The sequence below is a fragment of the Paenibacillus marchantiae genome (assembly GCF_028771845.1).
GTDB classification, from domain to species: domain Bacteria; phylum Bacillota; class Bacilli; order Paenibacillales; family Paenibacillaceae; genus Paenibacillus; species Paenibacillus marchantiae.
The window spans coordinates 4,966,705-4,983,393 of record NZ_CP118270.1; the positions used below are offsets into that span (position 1 = coordinate 4,966,705).

17 protein-coding genes are annotated in these 16,689 nt (G+C 39.9%); 4 read left to right on the forward strand and 13 right to left on the reverse strand.

The window, feature by feature from the left end:
* Nucleotides 1-15: 15 nt before the first annotated feature.
* Entirely contained in the window at nucleotides 16-612 is a 597-nt protein-coding gene (locus PTQ21_RS22375; protein ID WP_240321320.1) for a class I SAM-dependent methyltransferase, read from the forward strand.
* Nucleotides 613-830: 218 nt separating this feature from the next.
* On the opposite strand, the gene PTQ21_RS22380 is transcribed toward PTQ21_RS22375, so the two are convergent.
* From PTQ21_RS22380 to PTQ21_RS22410, 7 genes are all read right to left on the reverse strand, one after another.
* The gene (locus tag PTQ21_RS22380; RefSeq protein WP_274567211.1) at nucleotides 831-1,850 is read right to left on the reverse strand and encodes a phosphotransferase; all 1,020 of its coding nucleotides are present in this window, start codon (nucleotides 1,848-1,850) and stop codon (nucleotides 831-833) included.
* A 661-nt stretch (nucleotides 1,851-2,511) separates the two neighbouring features.
* Nucleotides 2,512-2,643 carry a hypothetical protein gene (locus tag PTQ21_RS22385; protein WP_274567212.1) on the reverse strand — a complete coding sequence of 44 codons (132 nt, stop codon included), beginning with the start codon at nucleotides 2,641-2,643 and terminating at the stop codon, nucleotides 2,512-2,514.
* Between the two features lie 70 nt (nucleotides 2,644-2,713).
* Nucleotides 2,714-4,276, reverse strand: a complete 1,563-nt coding sequence (locus PTQ21_RS22390) for an MFS transporter (RefSeq protein ID WP_274567213.1) — start codon at nucleotides 4,274-4,276, stop codon at nucleotides 2,714-2,716.
* A 267-nt stretch (nucleotides 4,277-4,543) separates the two neighbouring features.
* Nucleotides 4,544-4,873: an ArsR/SmtB family transcription factor gene (locus PTQ21_RS22395; protein WP_064637734.1), complete on the reverse strand. Its 330-nt coding sequence runs from the start codon at nucleotides 4,871-4,873 to the stop codon at nucleotides 4,544-4,546.
* Nucleotides 4,874-5,038: 165 nt separating this feature from the next.
* Nucleotides 5,039-5,503, reverse strand: coding sequence for a GNAT family N-acetyltransferase (locus PTQ21_RS22400; protein ID WP_274567214.1), 465 nt, complete (start codon nucleotides 5,501-5,503; stop codon nucleotides 5,039-5,041).
* Nucleotides 5,504-5,569: 66 nt separating this feature from the next.
* The gene (fabZ, locus tag PTQ21_RS22405) at nucleotides 5,570-6,010 is read right to left on the reverse strand and encodes a 3-hydroxyacyl-ACP dehydratase FabZ (protein ID WP_090806731.1); all 441 of its coding nucleotides are present in this window, start codon (nucleotides 6,008-6,010) and stop codon (nucleotides 5,570-5,572) included.
* 740 nt (nucleotides 6,011-6,750) lie between these two features.
* The gene (locus tag PTQ21_RS22410) at nucleotides 6,751-7,173 is read right to left on the reverse strand and encodes a MarR family winged helix-turn-helix transcriptional regulator (RefSeq protein ID WP_063563734.1); all 423 of its coding nucleotides are present in this window, start codon (nucleotides 7,171-7,173) and stop codon (nucleotides 6,751-6,753) included.
* 251 nt (nucleotides 7,174-7,424) lie between these two features.
* Between PTQ21_RS22410 and PTQ21_RS22415 the strand changes: the two genes are divergently transcribed.
* The gene (locus PTQ21_RS22415) at nucleotides 7,425-8,801 is read left to right on the forward strand and encodes an MFS transporter (protein WP_240321319.1); all 1,377 of its coding nucleotides are present in this window, start codon (nucleotides 7,425-7,427) and stop codon (nucleotides 8,799-8,801) included.
* Between the two features lie 548 nt (nucleotides 8,802-9,349).
* Here PTQ21_RS22415 and PTQ21_RS22420 read toward each other — a convergent pair.
* Together PTQ21_RS22420 and PTQ21_RS22425 are read right to left on the reverse strand one after the other, a co-directional pair.
* The gene (locus tag PTQ21_RS22420) at nucleotides 9,350-10,321 is read right to left on the reverse strand and encodes an aldo/keto reductase (RefSeq protein WP_064637728.1); all 972 of its coding nucleotides are present in this window, start codon (nucleotides 10,319-10,321) and stop codon (nucleotides 9,350-9,352) included.
* 263 nt (nucleotides 10,322-10,584) lie between these two features.
* Nucleotides 10,585-10,926, reverse strand: a complete 342-nt coding sequence (locus tag PTQ21_RS22425; protein WP_274570550.1) for an SDR family NAD(P)-dependent oxidoreductase — start codon at nucleotides 10,924-10,926, stop codon at nucleotides 10,585-10,587.
* A 213-nt stretch (nucleotides 10,927-11,139) separates the two neighbouring features.
* Between PTQ21_RS22425 and PTQ21_RS22430 the strand changes: the two genes are divergently transcribed.
* Entirely contained in the window at nucleotides 11,140-11,610 is a 471-nt protein-coding gene (locus tag PTQ21_RS22430) for a MarR family winged helix-turn-helix transcriptional regulator (protein ID WP_274567215.1), read from the forward strand.
* A gap of 244 nt (nucleotides 11,611-11,854) precedes the next feature.
* Here the strand turns inward: PTQ21_RS22430 and PTQ21_RS22435 are convergent, their stop codons facing one another.
* The 4 genes from PTQ21_RS22435 to PTQ21_RS22450 form a co-directional block, all read right to left on the reverse strand.
* Nucleotides 11,855-12,154 carry an immunity 53 family protein gene (locus PTQ21_RS22435; RefSeq protein WP_274567216.1) on the reverse strand — a complete coding sequence of 100 codons (300 nt, stop codon included), beginning with the start codon at nucleotides 12,152-12,154 and terminating at the stop codon, nucleotides 11,855-11,857.
* A gap of 30 nt (nucleotides 12,155-12,184) precedes the next feature.
* A complete protein-coding gene (locus PTQ21_RS22440; protein WP_274567217.1) occupies nucleotides 12,185-13,270 on the reverse strand; it encodes a protein kinase in 1,086 nt (361 codons plus the stop codon).
* A gap of 73 nt (nucleotides 13,271-13,343) precedes the next feature.
* Nucleotides 13,344-13,724 carry a hypothetical protein gene (locus tag PTQ21_RS22445; RefSeq protein ID WP_274567218.1) on the reverse strand — a complete coding sequence of 127 codons (381 nt, stop codon included), beginning with the start codon at nucleotides 13,722-13,724 and terminating at the stop codon, nucleotides 13,344-13,346.
* Nucleotides 13,725-14,156: 432 nt separating this feature from the next.
* Nucleotides 14,157-15,191 carry a glycosyl hydrolase family 18 protein gene (locus PTQ21_RS22450; protein ID WP_274567219.1) on the reverse strand — a complete coding sequence of 345 codons (1,035 nt, stop codon included), beginning with the start codon at nucleotides 15,189-15,191 and terminating at the stop codon, nucleotides 14,157-14,159.
* A gap of 352 nt (nucleotides 15,192-15,543) precedes the next feature.
* Between PTQ21_RS22450 and PTQ21_RS22455 the strand changes: the two genes are divergently transcribed.
* The gene (locus tag PTQ21_RS22455; RefSeq protein ID WP_269056789.1) at nucleotides 15,544-16,581 is read left to right on the forward strand and encodes a hypothetical protein; all 1,038 of its coding nucleotides are present in this window, start codon (nucleotides 15,544-15,546) and stop codon (nucleotides 16,579-16,581) included.
* Nucleotides 16,582-16,689 lie beyond the last annotated feature (108 nt).

Here is a 16,689-nt window from a genome sequence, read left to right on the forward strand (position 1 = left end):
ATGGAGGATACCGCATTGAAAACATCCGAACCGTTTCTTTTCCTGCAAGGATTCTTAAAGAACCCCAAACGAGTAGGAAGTGTCCTGCCCAGTTCCAAATTTCTAGCCCATAAAATCGTCCAGTCTGTACAATGGGAAGAAGTTAAAACCATTGCAGAACTGGGGCCAGGAACAGGTGTTATCACACGTCTTATGAGAGCAAAATTACCGAAATCTTCAATCGTGTTTTTATTTGAGAGAGACCCCAAAATGAGGAGTAATCTGAAGAAAACATATCCTGAATTCATGTTCCATTCGAATGCATCCTATCTTTTGAAAAGGATCAATCAAGAACATGTGCATCAGTTGGATAGTATCATTTGCGGACTACCATTTTTTAATTTTTCCAGAGAAATGAAACAAAACATCCTTTCACAGATGCATACAGCGCTTCGACCTGGAGGGATGTTAGTGTTGTACCAGTACTCACTTCATATGAAGAAACGATTGGCTGATTTATTCGATATTGAGAGAATTAAATTTGTGCCCCTCAGCTTCCCTCCTGTTTTTGTCTATACTTGTCGCAAAAAGAAAGATGAAGGACACAGTGAAACGAGGGAATCAGTATACTAACCATAACCATACGAAGTGATGTGAAAAAAAATGAGAAGTCTCTCTCTCTTCAAGCTCGAAGACGATTCTGCGTTTCCGCCCGGCTCAAGCTCGATTTTGGTAAAAGCTTTTATTCACTTCTCCGGGCCGGTCCAGTTTCATCTTGAATAGAGTGCCGTAGCTTCCCCGCTTGTTGGGACGCAAACGTACTGCTAAATCGCATCTCATGATGAGACAATTTAATTGAGCTTATGAAGTGTACCGTTCTTATGTTCATTGAGCAGCTTTGAGAAAAGCTTGCTAGAGTAATCAATCCTACGCTCTGGAAACTCGCCTGTAAGTATAATCTTCAACATATGAAGCAGACGTTTACCCGTTAGTTCAGTAGGCCCGAGAGACCATTGTCTAATACTGGGATATAAGTATATCAACCCAGAGTAACGAAATGCTGCCCTCAATCTTTCATAAAAATCATCATAGCTAAGTGATATACCGTTTGCAATTAATTCCTTGTAATAAATTTTGGCATCCTCAAGGTTAAAATAACTAGCCAAGTCAATATAAAAGGGCGCATAATAACACCACCCGAAGTCAATAAAATAGGGTTTTCCATTGTAATAATGGATGTGGGAACCGTCTACGGATTGCAAATCTCCATGCGTAAGAGTCAGGCTTTCCTTCTCATCGTACAAAGCCACCATATCACGTGCAAAAGCGTTGGCTTTTTCACGTAATAATGGCAGATACGCGCCAAATTCCATGTAAAATTCGGGGTTCTGCTCTATAAGCGTTTGAAAATGGTCCACAGACACTTGTGTAACTAAATAATTTTCCCAATAATGACGGTCAGCATGGGGGAGCCACAGCATCTCCGAACCTCTATGCATATTAAGGGCATGGATTCTGGCTAATGCCTCCGCAACTCTTGGCGACCAGTCTACGCCAGGCGGAGGAGATTTAACACTACCCAAATCTTCTATCGCCATCCATCTAGGCTCATTTGTTTCTAGATCTAGTGAAAAAGTGGCGGGCGTGTTCTGATGGCCCTGGTCAGTTAACGTTTTCATTGCCATGCGTTCTTTTAGGGCAGCTTCTTTAAATATTACGCTCTCCTTTTGACCATTTTCATAAGTAACCTCTATACGACGTACATCCGCACCAGACCACCCACGTTCAGCATCCGTCATATACCCTTGCTCTAAATGACGGATCTTTCCACGTTGTAGTTCTTCGGCTAAACCTTGAGCAATTATGATCATATTATGTTCCAAATTAATCTACCTACCAATCTAGTTAATATAGGTTACTCAATAGAGCAATTTTTTGAACTCCTAAGAAATCTCAAGCAAACAGGTGTCCGACGTGCCTTCGAGTTCACTTCCTTCCTCATTATTTTTCAAAACAAAAAAAGGGAAGAAAATGAACAAATTGTTCATCTTCTGCCCCTGTAGAGAATTGACTAACGGATAACATGATGTCCAATTCAACCGAATGTCAAACAAATGACACTTGTCAAAATAGGCTTAATGTAAAAAAACCATGCATGAGAGCACGGTTCCGCAGTCAACTAGAAGTAGTCGATGTCCCATGTTCTTAACTAATGCAGGGGTTATTCCATTTTATTACATGAAGAAATAAACCACTTAAATAAGCGGATTTCTGCAAATTAAATGAAATAAACCTAATGCAATTAACTAGCTAAGAACAACAGCAGACACTTGATACTTCCCCCTTATATTGAAACTAGCTATAGTATAGATTGAAAACACGAACTAGTCAAAATTCTAAATGCTTTATGAGGAGCATCTGCAAGGTCTTCAGCTGACAACCCTCCATCCTTATGGAATACAAGCACAGTTGGCATTCCGCTGCTGGTGCCAGAGCTGTCGTTCTCTCCATTGGCTTTTTCTAATTCGCGGGCTACGGTCGAGGAGTACCCATCTGGAACATTAATCTGCCCCTTTGTTCGTACCGTGCGGTAACCATCAGTCCCACCGTTGCAATCAGCCAAACCGCAAGTACCAGCCATCTAAACTTCAGTATTGTTCTCATTTCTAATCTCCCTCTTAATAAAGTAAAACTAAGGATTCATCATTTCCATTGCGAGTCTCTCGAAGGAAGATTAATTCCCGTTCTGTGTATTCTTTTTGTTTTTAATCAAAATTGCACTCGCGAATGTACCAATTATTAAGAAAATACCAATCAATAGTGTTACATTTTGCATACCTGAATTAAAAGCATTAAACACGAGTGACTTCATTTCATCAAAAGCTGGCATAGCTTTAAATGCTTCAGCTTGCTTGCTATCAAAAACTTGTGAACCCCCAAAAGCTCCAGCTTTATGGAAAACATCCAGCATTTGATTTCTAAACTCGGTAGGAATATTGGCTAAATTCATGATACTTGTGTTCAATGAAGCGTTATAACCTTCCGTTAATTTAATTCCAAGCATTACAACACCAAAGGAGATACCCACTTGTCTAAAAACATTTAAAATACCAGAAGCCATACCTACATACTCTTTATCAACTGAACTCATAGCAGCATTAGTAATAGGTGGATTAACTAGAGCATTACTAATACCTAAAAGAATAAAACCAGGCATCAGATAGCTCCACTCAAACGGAGCTTTGATCATATAACGCATAACAAATATTCCGATTGCACCGATCAATAGTGCTCCACTAACTAACCAACGGTTACCAATTTTCCCCGAGATAATTCCTGCAATTGGACCAAGAACTATCGTAAAACCACTAATGAGTAACATTTTTGCACCTGTATCAAAAGCCGAGTAACCCATGTAATTTTGCATAAGAATGGTTAAATAGGTAAAGCCTCCATATAGTCCAGCACCTAATACAAAAGCTGCGATATTAGCCCCATTAAATGTCCAATTTCTAAAAATAGATAATTCAATCATCGGCTGTTCTACTTTTTTTTCGGTAATGATAAAAGCTATAAGTAAAATAAGTGATAATCCAAGTAGACTTAAAATGTGCCAATCAGTCCATGCGTAATCTCCATTCACTGACTTTTGAATTAAGGCTAGAATCATCGTAAAAATCATCGCTGTACTGAAAATCAGTCCCCAAATATCAATTCGTCCATTTTTGTTTGTTTCACTTTCTTTAATCACAAACATTCCTAATATAATTGCTACAACCGCAACTGGAATGTTAACAAGAAAAATAGATCTCCAACCAAAAACATCGACTAATGCTCCTCCGACCAAAGGACCACCGGCAATAGCAAGCCCAACGGCACTACTCCAAATACCTAGTGCAAGTCCTCTTTGATTTTCAGGAAATGAAGAAGTAACTATCGTTAATGATAATGACATCATAGCTGCGCCACCAATTCCTTGAAATCCACGGAAGATGTTTAACCAAATATCACTGTTTGCCAATCCACTGGCTAAAGAGCCAATCATAAAAATACCCAATCCTAATAAAAAGACTTTTTTACGTCCGATAATGTCGCCTAATTTTGAAACTGGCAACAACATTGCCGCATAAACTAAAGTATAGGCATTCAACACCCATTGGAGATTTGAGAAACTCGATGAAAAAGCTTGTTGTATATCTGGTAATGCAACATTGACAATTGTAATGTCTAACATAGCCATAAATACGGTTAAACTAACCGTGGCTAGAACCCACCATTTTCTTTTTGATTGTGTCAAAATAAAAACTCCTCTCATGTATATGTGCGTACAAATGCATATATATATTAAAATGAAGAGCACTTCATTATTTCGAATTCATGAGTGCTTTCATATTGTTAGCTGTTATCTGAATGTCAACAGAGGAAAAGTTATAAAAGTACCCTGCAAGTTCACTTCATATTCCGATAATCCAGATCATGCATCTTTGATTGAATTAAAATAAACCTCTTTATCGTGTATACGTGTGTACAAATGCATATATATATTAATATAAAAAGCACTGCATTATTGCAAATTCATGAGTGCTTTCATATTGTTAGCTGTTTGTTCAAATTTATCTACAATGAAATTGTTATTCGTTTTGTAATAAACTTCTCGCCCTTCTTTTCTCCTTTGAACGATACCAAAACGACTCATGAAGTCAAGGTGCCGAGAAATAACTGAACGATTCTGTGGAAAATATTCTGCAATACCACCGATTGTCATTTCACCATTTGCAGAAAGAAAAATTAACAACTCACTCCGCACTGGATCAAGTACCGCTCGAAAAAACTCAATATCAATATTGTCTTCTATCAGCTTTTTACATTTATTTGGATCAAGATTTAATCCCATTGTCATACCCCCTGAATTCATTATATGCATTCGTGTGCACATGTCAATGTTTTCGGGAAAATTCAATGAACGAAATTTTATATCCCATACTTACACCTCCATAAAATCAGTCAGGGAGTCTCTATATCTTTTGATCAGCTGTTATTCATTTTTCTTACCTACTGCTCAATCCCAGTGCTTTTCCATGGCTTCTTCACATCGAGAAAAACCATTTTTTGAATAAAACTTTACACTCTCACTACTTGGCCAAAGTATAAGAAACTCAACCTCATTTTCTTTTGACCATTTTTCCATAGCTTTATGAATTTCTGAGCCGATACCTAGATTCCTGAAAGCAGGGCGAGTATAAACATTCGTAACGTAACCGTAATAAGGATCTGGTGATTTCCCTGGCCTCGGAACTTTATGTATTAATTGCATATACATATGTGAGACAAGACTTCCACTAATCTCTGCAATCCAAATATACCAATTTCCACTTTTGATAGCTTTCACCAAGAACTCACTACAAACCTGGTTAAATTCCTCAAATGTGACCGCAGTATCCACACTTTCCTCTTCCGAGAAGTCCCAACGCATTTGAACAAGCTGAGGCACATCCTCCAACGTGGCCAAGCGAATTATCATCATACATCCCACCTTGCTTTTAAATATCTTTAAACTTCATTTTATTATATCTTTGCGCTAACCAGCCCGTTAGTTGAATGCCTCAATAGAATTAAATGCAAACATTATTTCTGCTTCACAAACCAATTCATTGTTTACCTTTGCGATGCCTATTCCTTTGACAATCTGTCCCTTGGCTCGGGTCACTTCGAATTCCAGATGGAGTTGATCCCCTGGTTTTACTTGCTTTTTGAACCGACAATTATCAATACCAGTCAGTAACCCTATCTTATGGTTATTACTCTCTACGTTGGACATAGCGATACCACCCACCTGTGCCAGTGCTTCTACAATCAAGACTCCAGGCATGACAGGATAATCGGGAAAGTGACCTAGGAAATAAGGTTCATTGAAAGTCACATTTTTGATTCCAACAGCTTTCTTTCCCTCAACAATTTCTAAGATTCTATCGACCAAAAGAAAGGGATATCTATGGGGAATAAGCTCTATAATTCGATTAATATCAAGCATGGATTTCCTCCTCTAATATTGGCTTATAACCATTCTAACGTCATTTGGAGAAATCAGCCATTTTTTTACTAACCTGCCCCCTGACCGTTCTCTTCTTTCACCAACCCTAATCTTCCCAGCCGCTGAATTCCAGAGTCATGTTGCTAATCTGGAGATAAAAGTTGATATACATAAAAAGGAGAAGCAAAAGAATGCATGGGAATATCACGGAAAACCTTATTTATATGATCGAACACTGAGGAAAAAGCCGCTGACAAAGAAAAACAATGTAGCTGAATCAACTGCTGCTATGTAAAGGGAATTATAGAGACGGAGAATTTAGCATACTGGAACATTTATTTGTTGTGTTTGAATTTCACGTTAAGTACGATACTGAAAATAAAATATTTTTATTGAAATCGAGGAATACTTTCAACATTAATATTAACTTCTCGCCATAAGCTCAGCTCAAGCATAGTTATTTTAGGATTTAGTGTGGGCGGATTTTGGGCTATCTCTATTGCAGTTAATATACCCACAAACCCAATCTGGGTATAACGGATCGAACCCAGCTTTTTTACAAACCCGTTCAATCAGGCCGGAAACATGCCGACAAGCAGTACGATCAGGCAAATCGTGGCTACGACTGACAGAGCCGGGATCATGATACCGATCACTCTGGCAATTCCCAGATACCCGGTCGTGGTTATGATCCATTCTTTTCCGGCAATATCCGCGTCAGTTGCTATGAACTTGATAATCTAGCCCTGTTTGCTGTCGTAAATTTTTTTCAGCAGGTCCGCAAACTGCTGTTTATCGCTTTCGGACAAACAATTCGTCATCTGAAGGCTGAACTCATCCAAAATCCGTTTCAGCACAGGTTCGAAATCTTTCGCTTTTTGCGTTGGATAAAGCAGGTAAGAACGACGATCGCGAGCATCCACTGAACGGTAAACGTACCCAGCCTCCTCTAGCTGCTTGACGCAACGCGTTGTAGTCGCTTTATCGAACTTCACTTCATTTGTGAGCTGGTCCTGGTTAAGCCCGGGATTCGACAAGATCGCCTTAAGATAACTGTGGTGCCCGCCCCCGCCGATATCAAATGGTTTTAATATACCAGCCAATTCTTTTTGGTTAATACGATGAACGTAGGACAACATTTTGCCAATCGAAGGTTTCTTCAACCCAGTACCTCCTTAAAATCTTTTGTATCCAAAAATTTTACCTCATGCAAGTTGCGTATGCAACTAACTTAAAGTATAATCATAACCAAATTAGTTGCTAATGCAACTAATTGTTTTTGACGATAGTAAGGAGTGATTATTTAGTGAAACTGAAACTGGAAGACGAGAATCGTTTCATTACTTATCAAGATGACCCAGTTATCCAGAAAAGGCGTTGGATCATCCTGATAGTCCTGAATTTATTTACATTTATGTCGACGCTCGACGGCAGCATCGTTAATATTGCTCTGCCCGTTATCGCGAAGCGGATGGATCTGACAGTCGCTGAAGCGGAATGGATAGTCACCGCTTACCTGATGACCATTTGTGCAGCGATCCTCTTTTTCGGTAAGCTTGGAGACATTGTTGGTAAAATTAAAGTGTTCAAATGGGGTATGATTATTTTCACGCTTGGTTCCCTTCTGTGTGGGTTCAGCTTCAGCCTGCCTCTTCTCCTGGGTTCACGACTACTCCAAGCCCTGGGCGCAGCGATGACGATGGCCAACAGCCAGGGCATCATTACAGACATCTTCCCAACAACAGAACGTGGAAAAGCATTGGGGTTGATCGGGACATTTGTCTCCCTTGGCAGTATAGCTGGACCGAGCCTGGGCGGTTTTATCGTATCCGGACTGGGTTGGGAGTATATATTTTTGGTGAATATACCGGTTGGGCTGATCGCGATTGCGATTGGGTGGAAGGTACTTCCTGCTGATCGTACCAAACTGAAGGTCCGTATCGATAAGGCCGGGGGGTTGCTATTCCCTCTATTTATCATAGCTTTATTTTCAGGTCTACTGCTCGGGCAGCAGGTCGGTTATGGAGATATGCGTATCGTCGCTGCATTAATCATCTCCGCCATTGTTTTTGTTATTTTCCTTTTCGTTGAGATTCGTAAACCAGAACCCATGCTAAAGCTAACTCTGTTTAAAAATCCGCTGTTCAGCTTAAGCATTTTATGCGGCTTTCTGGTATTTGTGGCCAACTTTTGTTTTAACATCATCGCACCGTTCTATACGCAAAGTATTTTGAATCTTACACCCTCCCATGCTGGGCTCCTGCTAATGCTGTTTCCGATTGTCATGGTAATCGTAGCTCCACTCAGTGGCGCACTATCGGACAAAATTGGTTCCGAGCTGCTCACTTTTGCAGGACTCATTGTGATGGTTATCGCTCAAGTCGGACTTGCACGACTTCATAGCGGCAGCTCTATCATTCTGGTTGGGAGTTGGATTGGTATGCTCGGTCTCGGCAGCGGTTTGTTTCAATCACCGAACAACTCGTTGGTAATGTCGAAAGTGCCCAAAACCCAGCTCGGAATTGCAGGGAGTATTAACTCACTTGTCCGCAATATGGGCATGGTCGTGGGAATTACGGTTGCTACTACCACCCTATTTGGTGTTATGAGTAACTTAGCTGGTCATAGGGTCACAGGACTTGTGCCGGGCCGCCCCGATCTTTTTCTATCGGGCATGCACGTGGTTTTCATGACCTCCGCTTCAATATGCTTAGTAGCTGCAGTACTTACGGGTTGGAGGCTGTGGTCGGCAAAACGGACTTTACGCCGCGAACATTTACGGTCTCGATAATAATATACTGGAACTGTAAATCAACTGAGGTGCTGTTCTAGTCAAAAAAATAAATTATGTGAAAAGTAAAAATGTTAATTAGTAAAATTATTTATGTACCTTTTTTTTTCGGGCATAAATTAGATTGATACCCAATCATAAATAAAGGCACTCAGTAATTGCGTGCCTTCTATGCCCGAGAGGTACAACCCTTTTCACTTCTTATCCTCCCCAAAATGGAAAAACCCTCTCTAATACAGCTGACCTCGTGTTAATTGTTAACCGTATTTTTTGCGCTAACGATCATTCAATCCATGTTCAATAGATTAGGGGTTATTCCAGAAAGTTCCCCGCCATTTTGCCTATAAGGTATGCCTGAAACCAGGTTTACCGTTTTTTTAATCGGCTCCCAAATGTCTTCAACTGCTTGTCACATCGAAAAAGCGAATAAACTCTTCAAGGATCGCATCCAAGAAGAGTTTATTACAAAAGTTTTAGCTTATAGAATCGATGTTGTTGGTGAGGATATCGATACAGAACGGTATCATAATAAAGGATATGTGTCCAATTTATACTAATGCATGTGGTATATAAAGTTCTTCTAAACGGGTAATTTCTTCAGACGTTAATTTAACCGATAACGCTGAAACCGCATCTTCAAGATGGCTGATTTTGGTCGAACCGATTATTGGTGCTGTGACCTCTTCCTTTTGCAGCAACCATGCAAGAGCAACTTGTGCGCGCGGAATCCCTCGGTTAGCGGCAACTTCTGCTACTCTTTCAGCAACTTTGCGATCAGCTTCTTCCGTTTTTATAAACAACGCTTTTGCTATTTGGTCGTTCTCGGATCGCGAGGTCTGCTCATTCCAGTCCCGGGTTAACCGGCCTGCCGCCAAAGGCAGGTAAGGAGTGATGCCAACGCCCTCATCTTTGCAAAGGGGGAGCATTTCTCTTTCTTCTTCCCGATAAAGCAAGTTGAGTCTATTTTCCATGGAAACAAAACGTGTCCAGCCATTGCGCTCCGCGACATGCTGCGCTTTCGCAAATTGCCATGCCAACATGGAGGATGCTCCGATATATCTAACCTTTCCCGCCTTAACTAAATCGTGAAGAGCCTCCATTGTCTCCTCGATTGGTGTATTAGGATCCCACCGATGGATCTGGTACAAATCGACGTAGTCCGTTCCAAGCCGTTTTAGACTGTTATCAATTTCGGTCATGATGGCTTTACGAGAAAGTCCCATTGCATTCGGACCTTTGCGCATCGGAACAAATACCTTTGTAGCAATGACGGTTTCATCACGACGGGCGAAATCCTTTAATGCACGTCCAAGAAATTCTTCACTTGTTCCATCCGAATACATATTAGCAGTACTAAAAAAATTAATGCCCATTTCGACTGCTTCTTTAATGATCGCTCTGCTGTCCTCTTCATCCAATGACCATGGGGTATTGCCGCGTTCAGGTACGCCGAAGCTCATGGTTCCAAGACTTAACTTCGAAACATCCAAACCGCTTTGTCCCAGTTTCACATATTCCATTTAATAACACACTCCTTATATTTGTAGGCGTTACGCCTTATATTATCTGTAGATCTTCTGTTGAGTCAGTACTAGAGATTAAATCACCAAAGGAACTGGCGTATCTCATTTGAGAACGTTCCCGTCGGCCTGTCTTCGCCGAGCATAGCAAGGCGCACAGGATGACGAGCAGCCTGTTGGACGGTGCCCGTGCCCTCAAAATTGTTTTAAATTCCGTTGCGATGAAGCCCGGGCATACAGCATTGACCTTAATTCCTGTGGACTCAAGTTCGATTGCGAAAGCAAGGCACCGAACACATTCGTTTCGAAAACTGTGCGTATCTCGTCGAGAGACGCGATGCTTGGGGAGCGGACCTTCCAACTTCCTCCAGCGGCCTATCTGGCAGACCTGCGGATGATATACCCGCGTTGTTAACAAGCACGTCAAGAGAGCCGAGTTCGCTGCGAATACGTGCTGAAGCAGCTGAGATGAAATCCTGATTCGTGACGTCGAGCTGTAGAGCACGAGCATCTTCACCGATACTTTTCTCTGCTGCCTCCCCTTTTTCGAGATTGCGCGAGCCGAAGAGTACCGCAAAGCCTTGTGACGCGAGAACTTTCGCTATTTAAAGCCCGATTCCTTTGTTTGCCCCAGTGACCAAGGCGACAGGTTTATGCATTTTTCACTCCTTCCTTTACATCCTTTGCAGAACTTTATAATTTTCATAGGTTGACATATCAACCTAAAGACAAATTCAATCCTCTTGGTTGATATGTCAACTAACAAAACAAACTGTACCATCTTGTGGTTGACGTGTCAACCATGGTATTATATTGGCATGGATATTAATGAACTAAACGAAGACGAAATGCGACTATGGAATACATGGAAAGGCTCCTTTAAACGAGTCTTTGGTAGCGTTGTAAAAGAAATGTCTGAATATACAGGACTATCAGAAGGTGATTTTGGAGTATTAGATCGTTTATTCCAATTTGGGGATGGTAAACTTCGCCAACAGGAATTAGCTGACTCGATGGACTGGGATAAGAGCCGACTATCTCATCATCTAACGCGTATGGAAAAACGAGGTCTAGTTCTGAGGAAACCACTGGACACAGATCGTGGTGTGCAAGTCATTATTACTCCCGTCGGAAAGTCAGCCTTGGATGAAGCCCTTCCCATAGTCTCAAAGGCAATACGCAAGTATTTTCTAGATCTATTAACTGATCAAGATATTAAGTCAATAACTGAACTGGCGGAACGAACCAAAAAAATTGACAGATCGCCTAGTAACGACTCTTCATCTTGATCGCTGTTTTGGATGGCATGCACAACATATAAGTACTGCAATTGACAAGTAACGGGCCTCTCTCGCTAAAAATAGCGGAGGGGTCAGTTTAATTTTTCCAGTTGAAGTCGTATAGGTGTAATGCAGTCGAAACTTTATTAAATAATCATCAAATCAGTAATGTTATTGTTTTTTTATTTGGCACTAGTGTCCTAAAACAAGATTAGGGCTGCGCGATAGAACACATCGATAACTTCCGTAATTATCATCTTTCTATGCTTGAAGCCCAATTTTTAAAGTGAATCAGTATCTCTTCTAGATTCGTTGCTCCGCCTGCACCATGAAATACTCCATCCCTCACAATACAGTAGAACCAATCTTCATCAGTTCTCTCTTCTTCTATCGAATCAAATGGCGTATCCTCTAAATAAGTTTCCGCCAAATTGATTTCAATAGACCAACCGGGATTATCCACTGTATCAATTTTCACACCATATGAATGTTCCCAATCTCCATTACAGTTTTCATAATACCAGTTCTGAAGCCATTTTAATGCATTCATCATCTCTACCTCTTCTTTGGAATTCCATCTGGTCTAGTTAGTCTTACTACTACAGATCCGTTCAATCTCCTCAACTGGAAAAATCGTAGTTCTGCTCATCGAAATGAGATTAGTGTAGAAATCATTCATCACTACGGCTATTGGAGCGTACCGCATGATAATCTTTGCTGCTGAATCCATCATCTCTGGCAACTCGTCGCGCTCAGTACAACGGCGTATGTAGTCTATACGTTCAGTTCGGTTTACCGTGCCAACTAATGCCGTTACAAGCCAGTTCACTAACGTTGTTACCACATAACACCCATCATGAGTCTTGTTCACTTCAAGAAAATTCAATTCAGAATCGGACAGTTCAAACCGAGAAGACGTCGCAAGACCAAAGTCCGAAATATAAACACGGTTTCCGTCGGTTAAAACATTCTTAAAGTGGAGATCGAAATGATGTAACTTGTTTGCATTCATAAAGGAGACAGCGGATCGCAGATTCAAATCCACCATGGACAGTGCTGAAGCGGCTTTACTCTCACCAATAGCAATCTGTTCGTAAAGCCAATCGTGCAGGTTGTAGGGAATGTACTCACAGAACAGTACAACACTGTACTCGGATTGTTCAAGTGCCTCAATACGGTCACCCATTTTTGAAGTATCCCAAAACTCAACCATACGGGAAACATCGCTCAGTTCATCAGAGATTGGAGTTCGTCGTTCTGGACTTTTTAACACCCGCCAGTGGTACATTAACGGAAAACTCGCACAGTGATTTGCCAGCACCCAGTTGGTGGTCATGGTATGGGCTGCAACCTCGCGCCACACACTAAAACCTGGAGAACCTATGCCATACTGGCAATATGGAGGAAGTTTGAAAACGTTTTTCGTGGACATGGCATTTTCAGTGAGCCTTTCTTTTTCCGTAAGTGGTATTATTTTCACGAAGATGGGCGTTTCCTCAATCTGCATCAAAACCGTTGCACCACCAATGCCAGTATCAAGACCCGTAGCATCTTCTACTCGTTCTCGAAGCTGTTCATCACTGAGCAATGTTACGGCAGTGGACACGATAGCATAGCGGGTAAGGCGAGTTTCATGAGAAACATAAGACTCCTTCTGTGATGATGTCATAGGGGGTATTCTCCTTTTTTCCCAGATCGGATGGCGTGAAGTATGTACATTTTGTACATTGACATAAAGTTCCCTAACTTTCTCTGATCATAGCATATTTAACGACGTTCCATTGCCCTTGCTGGTAAGCAAGTATCATGTCTAAAGAGATTGATCCCTCGTTTGAACGATACTTACTAACCTCAATAGTCATCTCATCTGGGTTGATCGATTGCTTCTGTTTTTCAATGGTTAGAAGAATGCCTTTAAGCATCGTTTTCCCCTGCTCATATAACTTTTGCTCTATTAATTGTTCATAGTTGTAGTTATAAATCTTGATGTTATATTCTTTTTGTAAGTATTCTTCAATAACTTGTTTATCAGAACTTTTCAAAATAACTCCCTCTTCCGAAACCAGAGAAATGTACTCCATATCGGCATTAAGAGCTGTATCATTTGAAATCACTTCATCCAACGCTACGCGATAAGGTCCAGTAAGATCCTCCTGTGAACCTGAACTAGTCAAACTGCTGGAGCAAGCTGATGTTAGAATAATCAGTATAATGATGAGAATAAAATATGAATATTTTACTTTTATTATAACCCTCCCCTTTAAAGTACTTACTTAAATGAACGCAATACAACTATATAATGTTGCCATACAATGGAACAATATTCTTTTCCCTCGACTTTCCCCTTTGAACACAGTCTGTTAAACGTGTATAAAACATCGTTGTTAGCCTTATGAATATCACAACATACGTTGGTTTAATTCACTTTAATTGTTTTAAATACTGCTCCATTAATTGATTTATAAAAAAAATAGATTTTGATTCTTGCGAATAGGCAAGAATCAAAATCTATTCATCTATTAGCTTAGATGATCAATACTAACTCACCTTATACTTTACTCTTTCAATCCAGCTGATATGGCTTGCCAGAACCCTGAATCTTCAGTTCCCATAGACCAGATGGAGATACCCGCGAGGTTATACTTTATTGTTAAATGAGTTTTTTCCTGGATACTTGCTGCATTTTCGTACCAAACCACATGTTTTGAACCATCATCAGCCTGATAGCGGAGAGATATTGAAGACGAAGACTCATCCCATTCTGGTTTAGCTCCTGTTGAAGCAATCAAAGCAGGAATTTCTTTTAGAGCTATAATATCTCCATTCTTCTTCGTTTCATTCCAATTATAACCATAAGCTGGTACTCCAATAATTACTTTTTGAAGAGGAATTTCAGATATAGTGTACTCAATGGCAGCCTCCATCCAATCTTTACCTGCTACTGGTCCAGAAGGTCCCCATGGACCATTCTGGTCATAAGTCATAACTTGAATATAATCAGCATGCTTGCCTAATTCCTTGTAATTGAAGGCACCTGACCAGCTATTAGTAGGATCATTTTCAAACTCAGCTGGAACCGATACCATTGTTAGATATCCCTTAGGTCGTAACGTTTGAGAAATCTCTCCAATAAAACTACTGAAAGCTTTACGATCCTTAGCCTCAATATTCTCAAAGTCGATATTAATACCTTTATATTGATTCGTTTTAACTAGGTTAAGAATACTTTTGATAGCCTCTTTCCTTACTTTAGCATCGTCTACAATTTTGTGAGCTAGTGCCGCATTGAAGTAATCTCCTTGCCAATTGGAAACCGCTGCGAACGTTTCAATATTTTTCTTATTAGCAAAAGAAATAGCTTCCTTGGGGGCAGAACCAAGAATTTTACCCTTCGAGTCGAATGTAAATGAATCTGTGGAAACTTGAGTGAGGTGAGAATAATTAGTAATAAGAGAGTCATAAGCATTTTCATCTTGAGCATAGTATCCCAATACTATTTTGGAGTTGGAACCCGCTGAAACATAACTCGACGATAAAAGAAAACTACTTAATATTGTGCTGATTATGGAGAGATATAAAAGTTTTTTCATTACAATACACACACCTCGTATTTGGTTATTTATTAATTTATCAGTATTTATGAATTGATTAATCTCTGGCATGACGTCATACCCAATTTCCCTAACGAACGTTCGTTAGGCCACTGTAGCATAGCGTTTTTTTGAATACAATATATATAGATATAATCTCATATTATTAGTAATTCACTAAGACATTAGGATAGACAAATATAAGTGCCTCCCCATTCCTTGCCATTTTGCACTCAAGAAACTAACACTATTTATTTTAAAATTGTAATGAAATTTACTTTATTTTCTCTTTTGCAACAATTTGATATGTTGCTCCGTTAGAGGTGCTGAATACATCCTAGGAGGAAAACATATGAACACTCGTAACAAAAAAATAGCCTTAACTTTAGCCGCAACGATTATAGCTGGAGGAGCTTTGTCATTTACTAACTTTAACAGTTCCGATGCGGCAGAACTTAATTCAACTAAGGAAATCCACATTCTTCCTATGAAGATTTCAGAGCAACTGAACAATAAACTAAAAAATGTTAAGCTCTCATATCAAATTCCGAGTATCGTTATTTTCAACAAACATTTCAGTGATAAAGAATATAAGGATTTAGAGAAGAAGATTGGTAAGTTCCACATCAAAAATACGTATAGCAACGTTCTTGAAGGATTCTCTGCAAATCTCACAAAAAGACAAATTGAGCTGTTAAATAATGTCTCATTCGTGTCTTTAATTGATTTAGATTCAAAAATTTCATTGGGTAAAGAAATTACCATAACATCAGATTTTGTTAAGAATAGCGACCAATGGTCCGCCGGATTCGCAGATTACCCCAAAAAGGATCGTTCAATCTATAAACTGAATTATTCGTTTAATTCACTACCAAAAGAAATCAATATGAATCAAAGGGGGCTGTACCTGAGTGGTGTTAATCGTAGTGATGATTTATTCATGTTCGTGAAGAAAAAAATAGATAAGACATCTAAATTAAAGCCAAATCAGACCTATCTTGTAACCTTTGATTTTGATATTGCGACTAACGCAGCGAAGGATAGTATGGGTGCTGGTGGTTCTCCAGGAGAGAGTGTGTATGTAAAAGCTGGAGTAACTAAGCAAGAACCCAAATCGATTCTAAATAAGGATTATTTCTATCAAATGAATATCGATAAGGGCCAGCAGTCTCAAGAAGGCAAAGATGCTTTTGTGCTCGGAAATTTATCGAAGAGTACATCTACAGATCAAACATATGAAGTAAAAACGTTCAATAATAAAAACCGACCTTTTCTCGTGAAAACGGATGCGAAGGGAGAATTGTGGATTATCCTTGGCACGGATTCAGCATTTGAAAGCGAAACCAGTATTTATATCACAAGAACTAAAATAACCCTCAAAGAAATTTAGATTTTGAGTAAGGAGCTGTGCTAATGACAGCTCCTTTTATCTTTTTACACTCGCAAACGAAAAGTCTCTTTCTTCTTTTCTTCACTCCGGTTTTCAGTGTTGAGATCG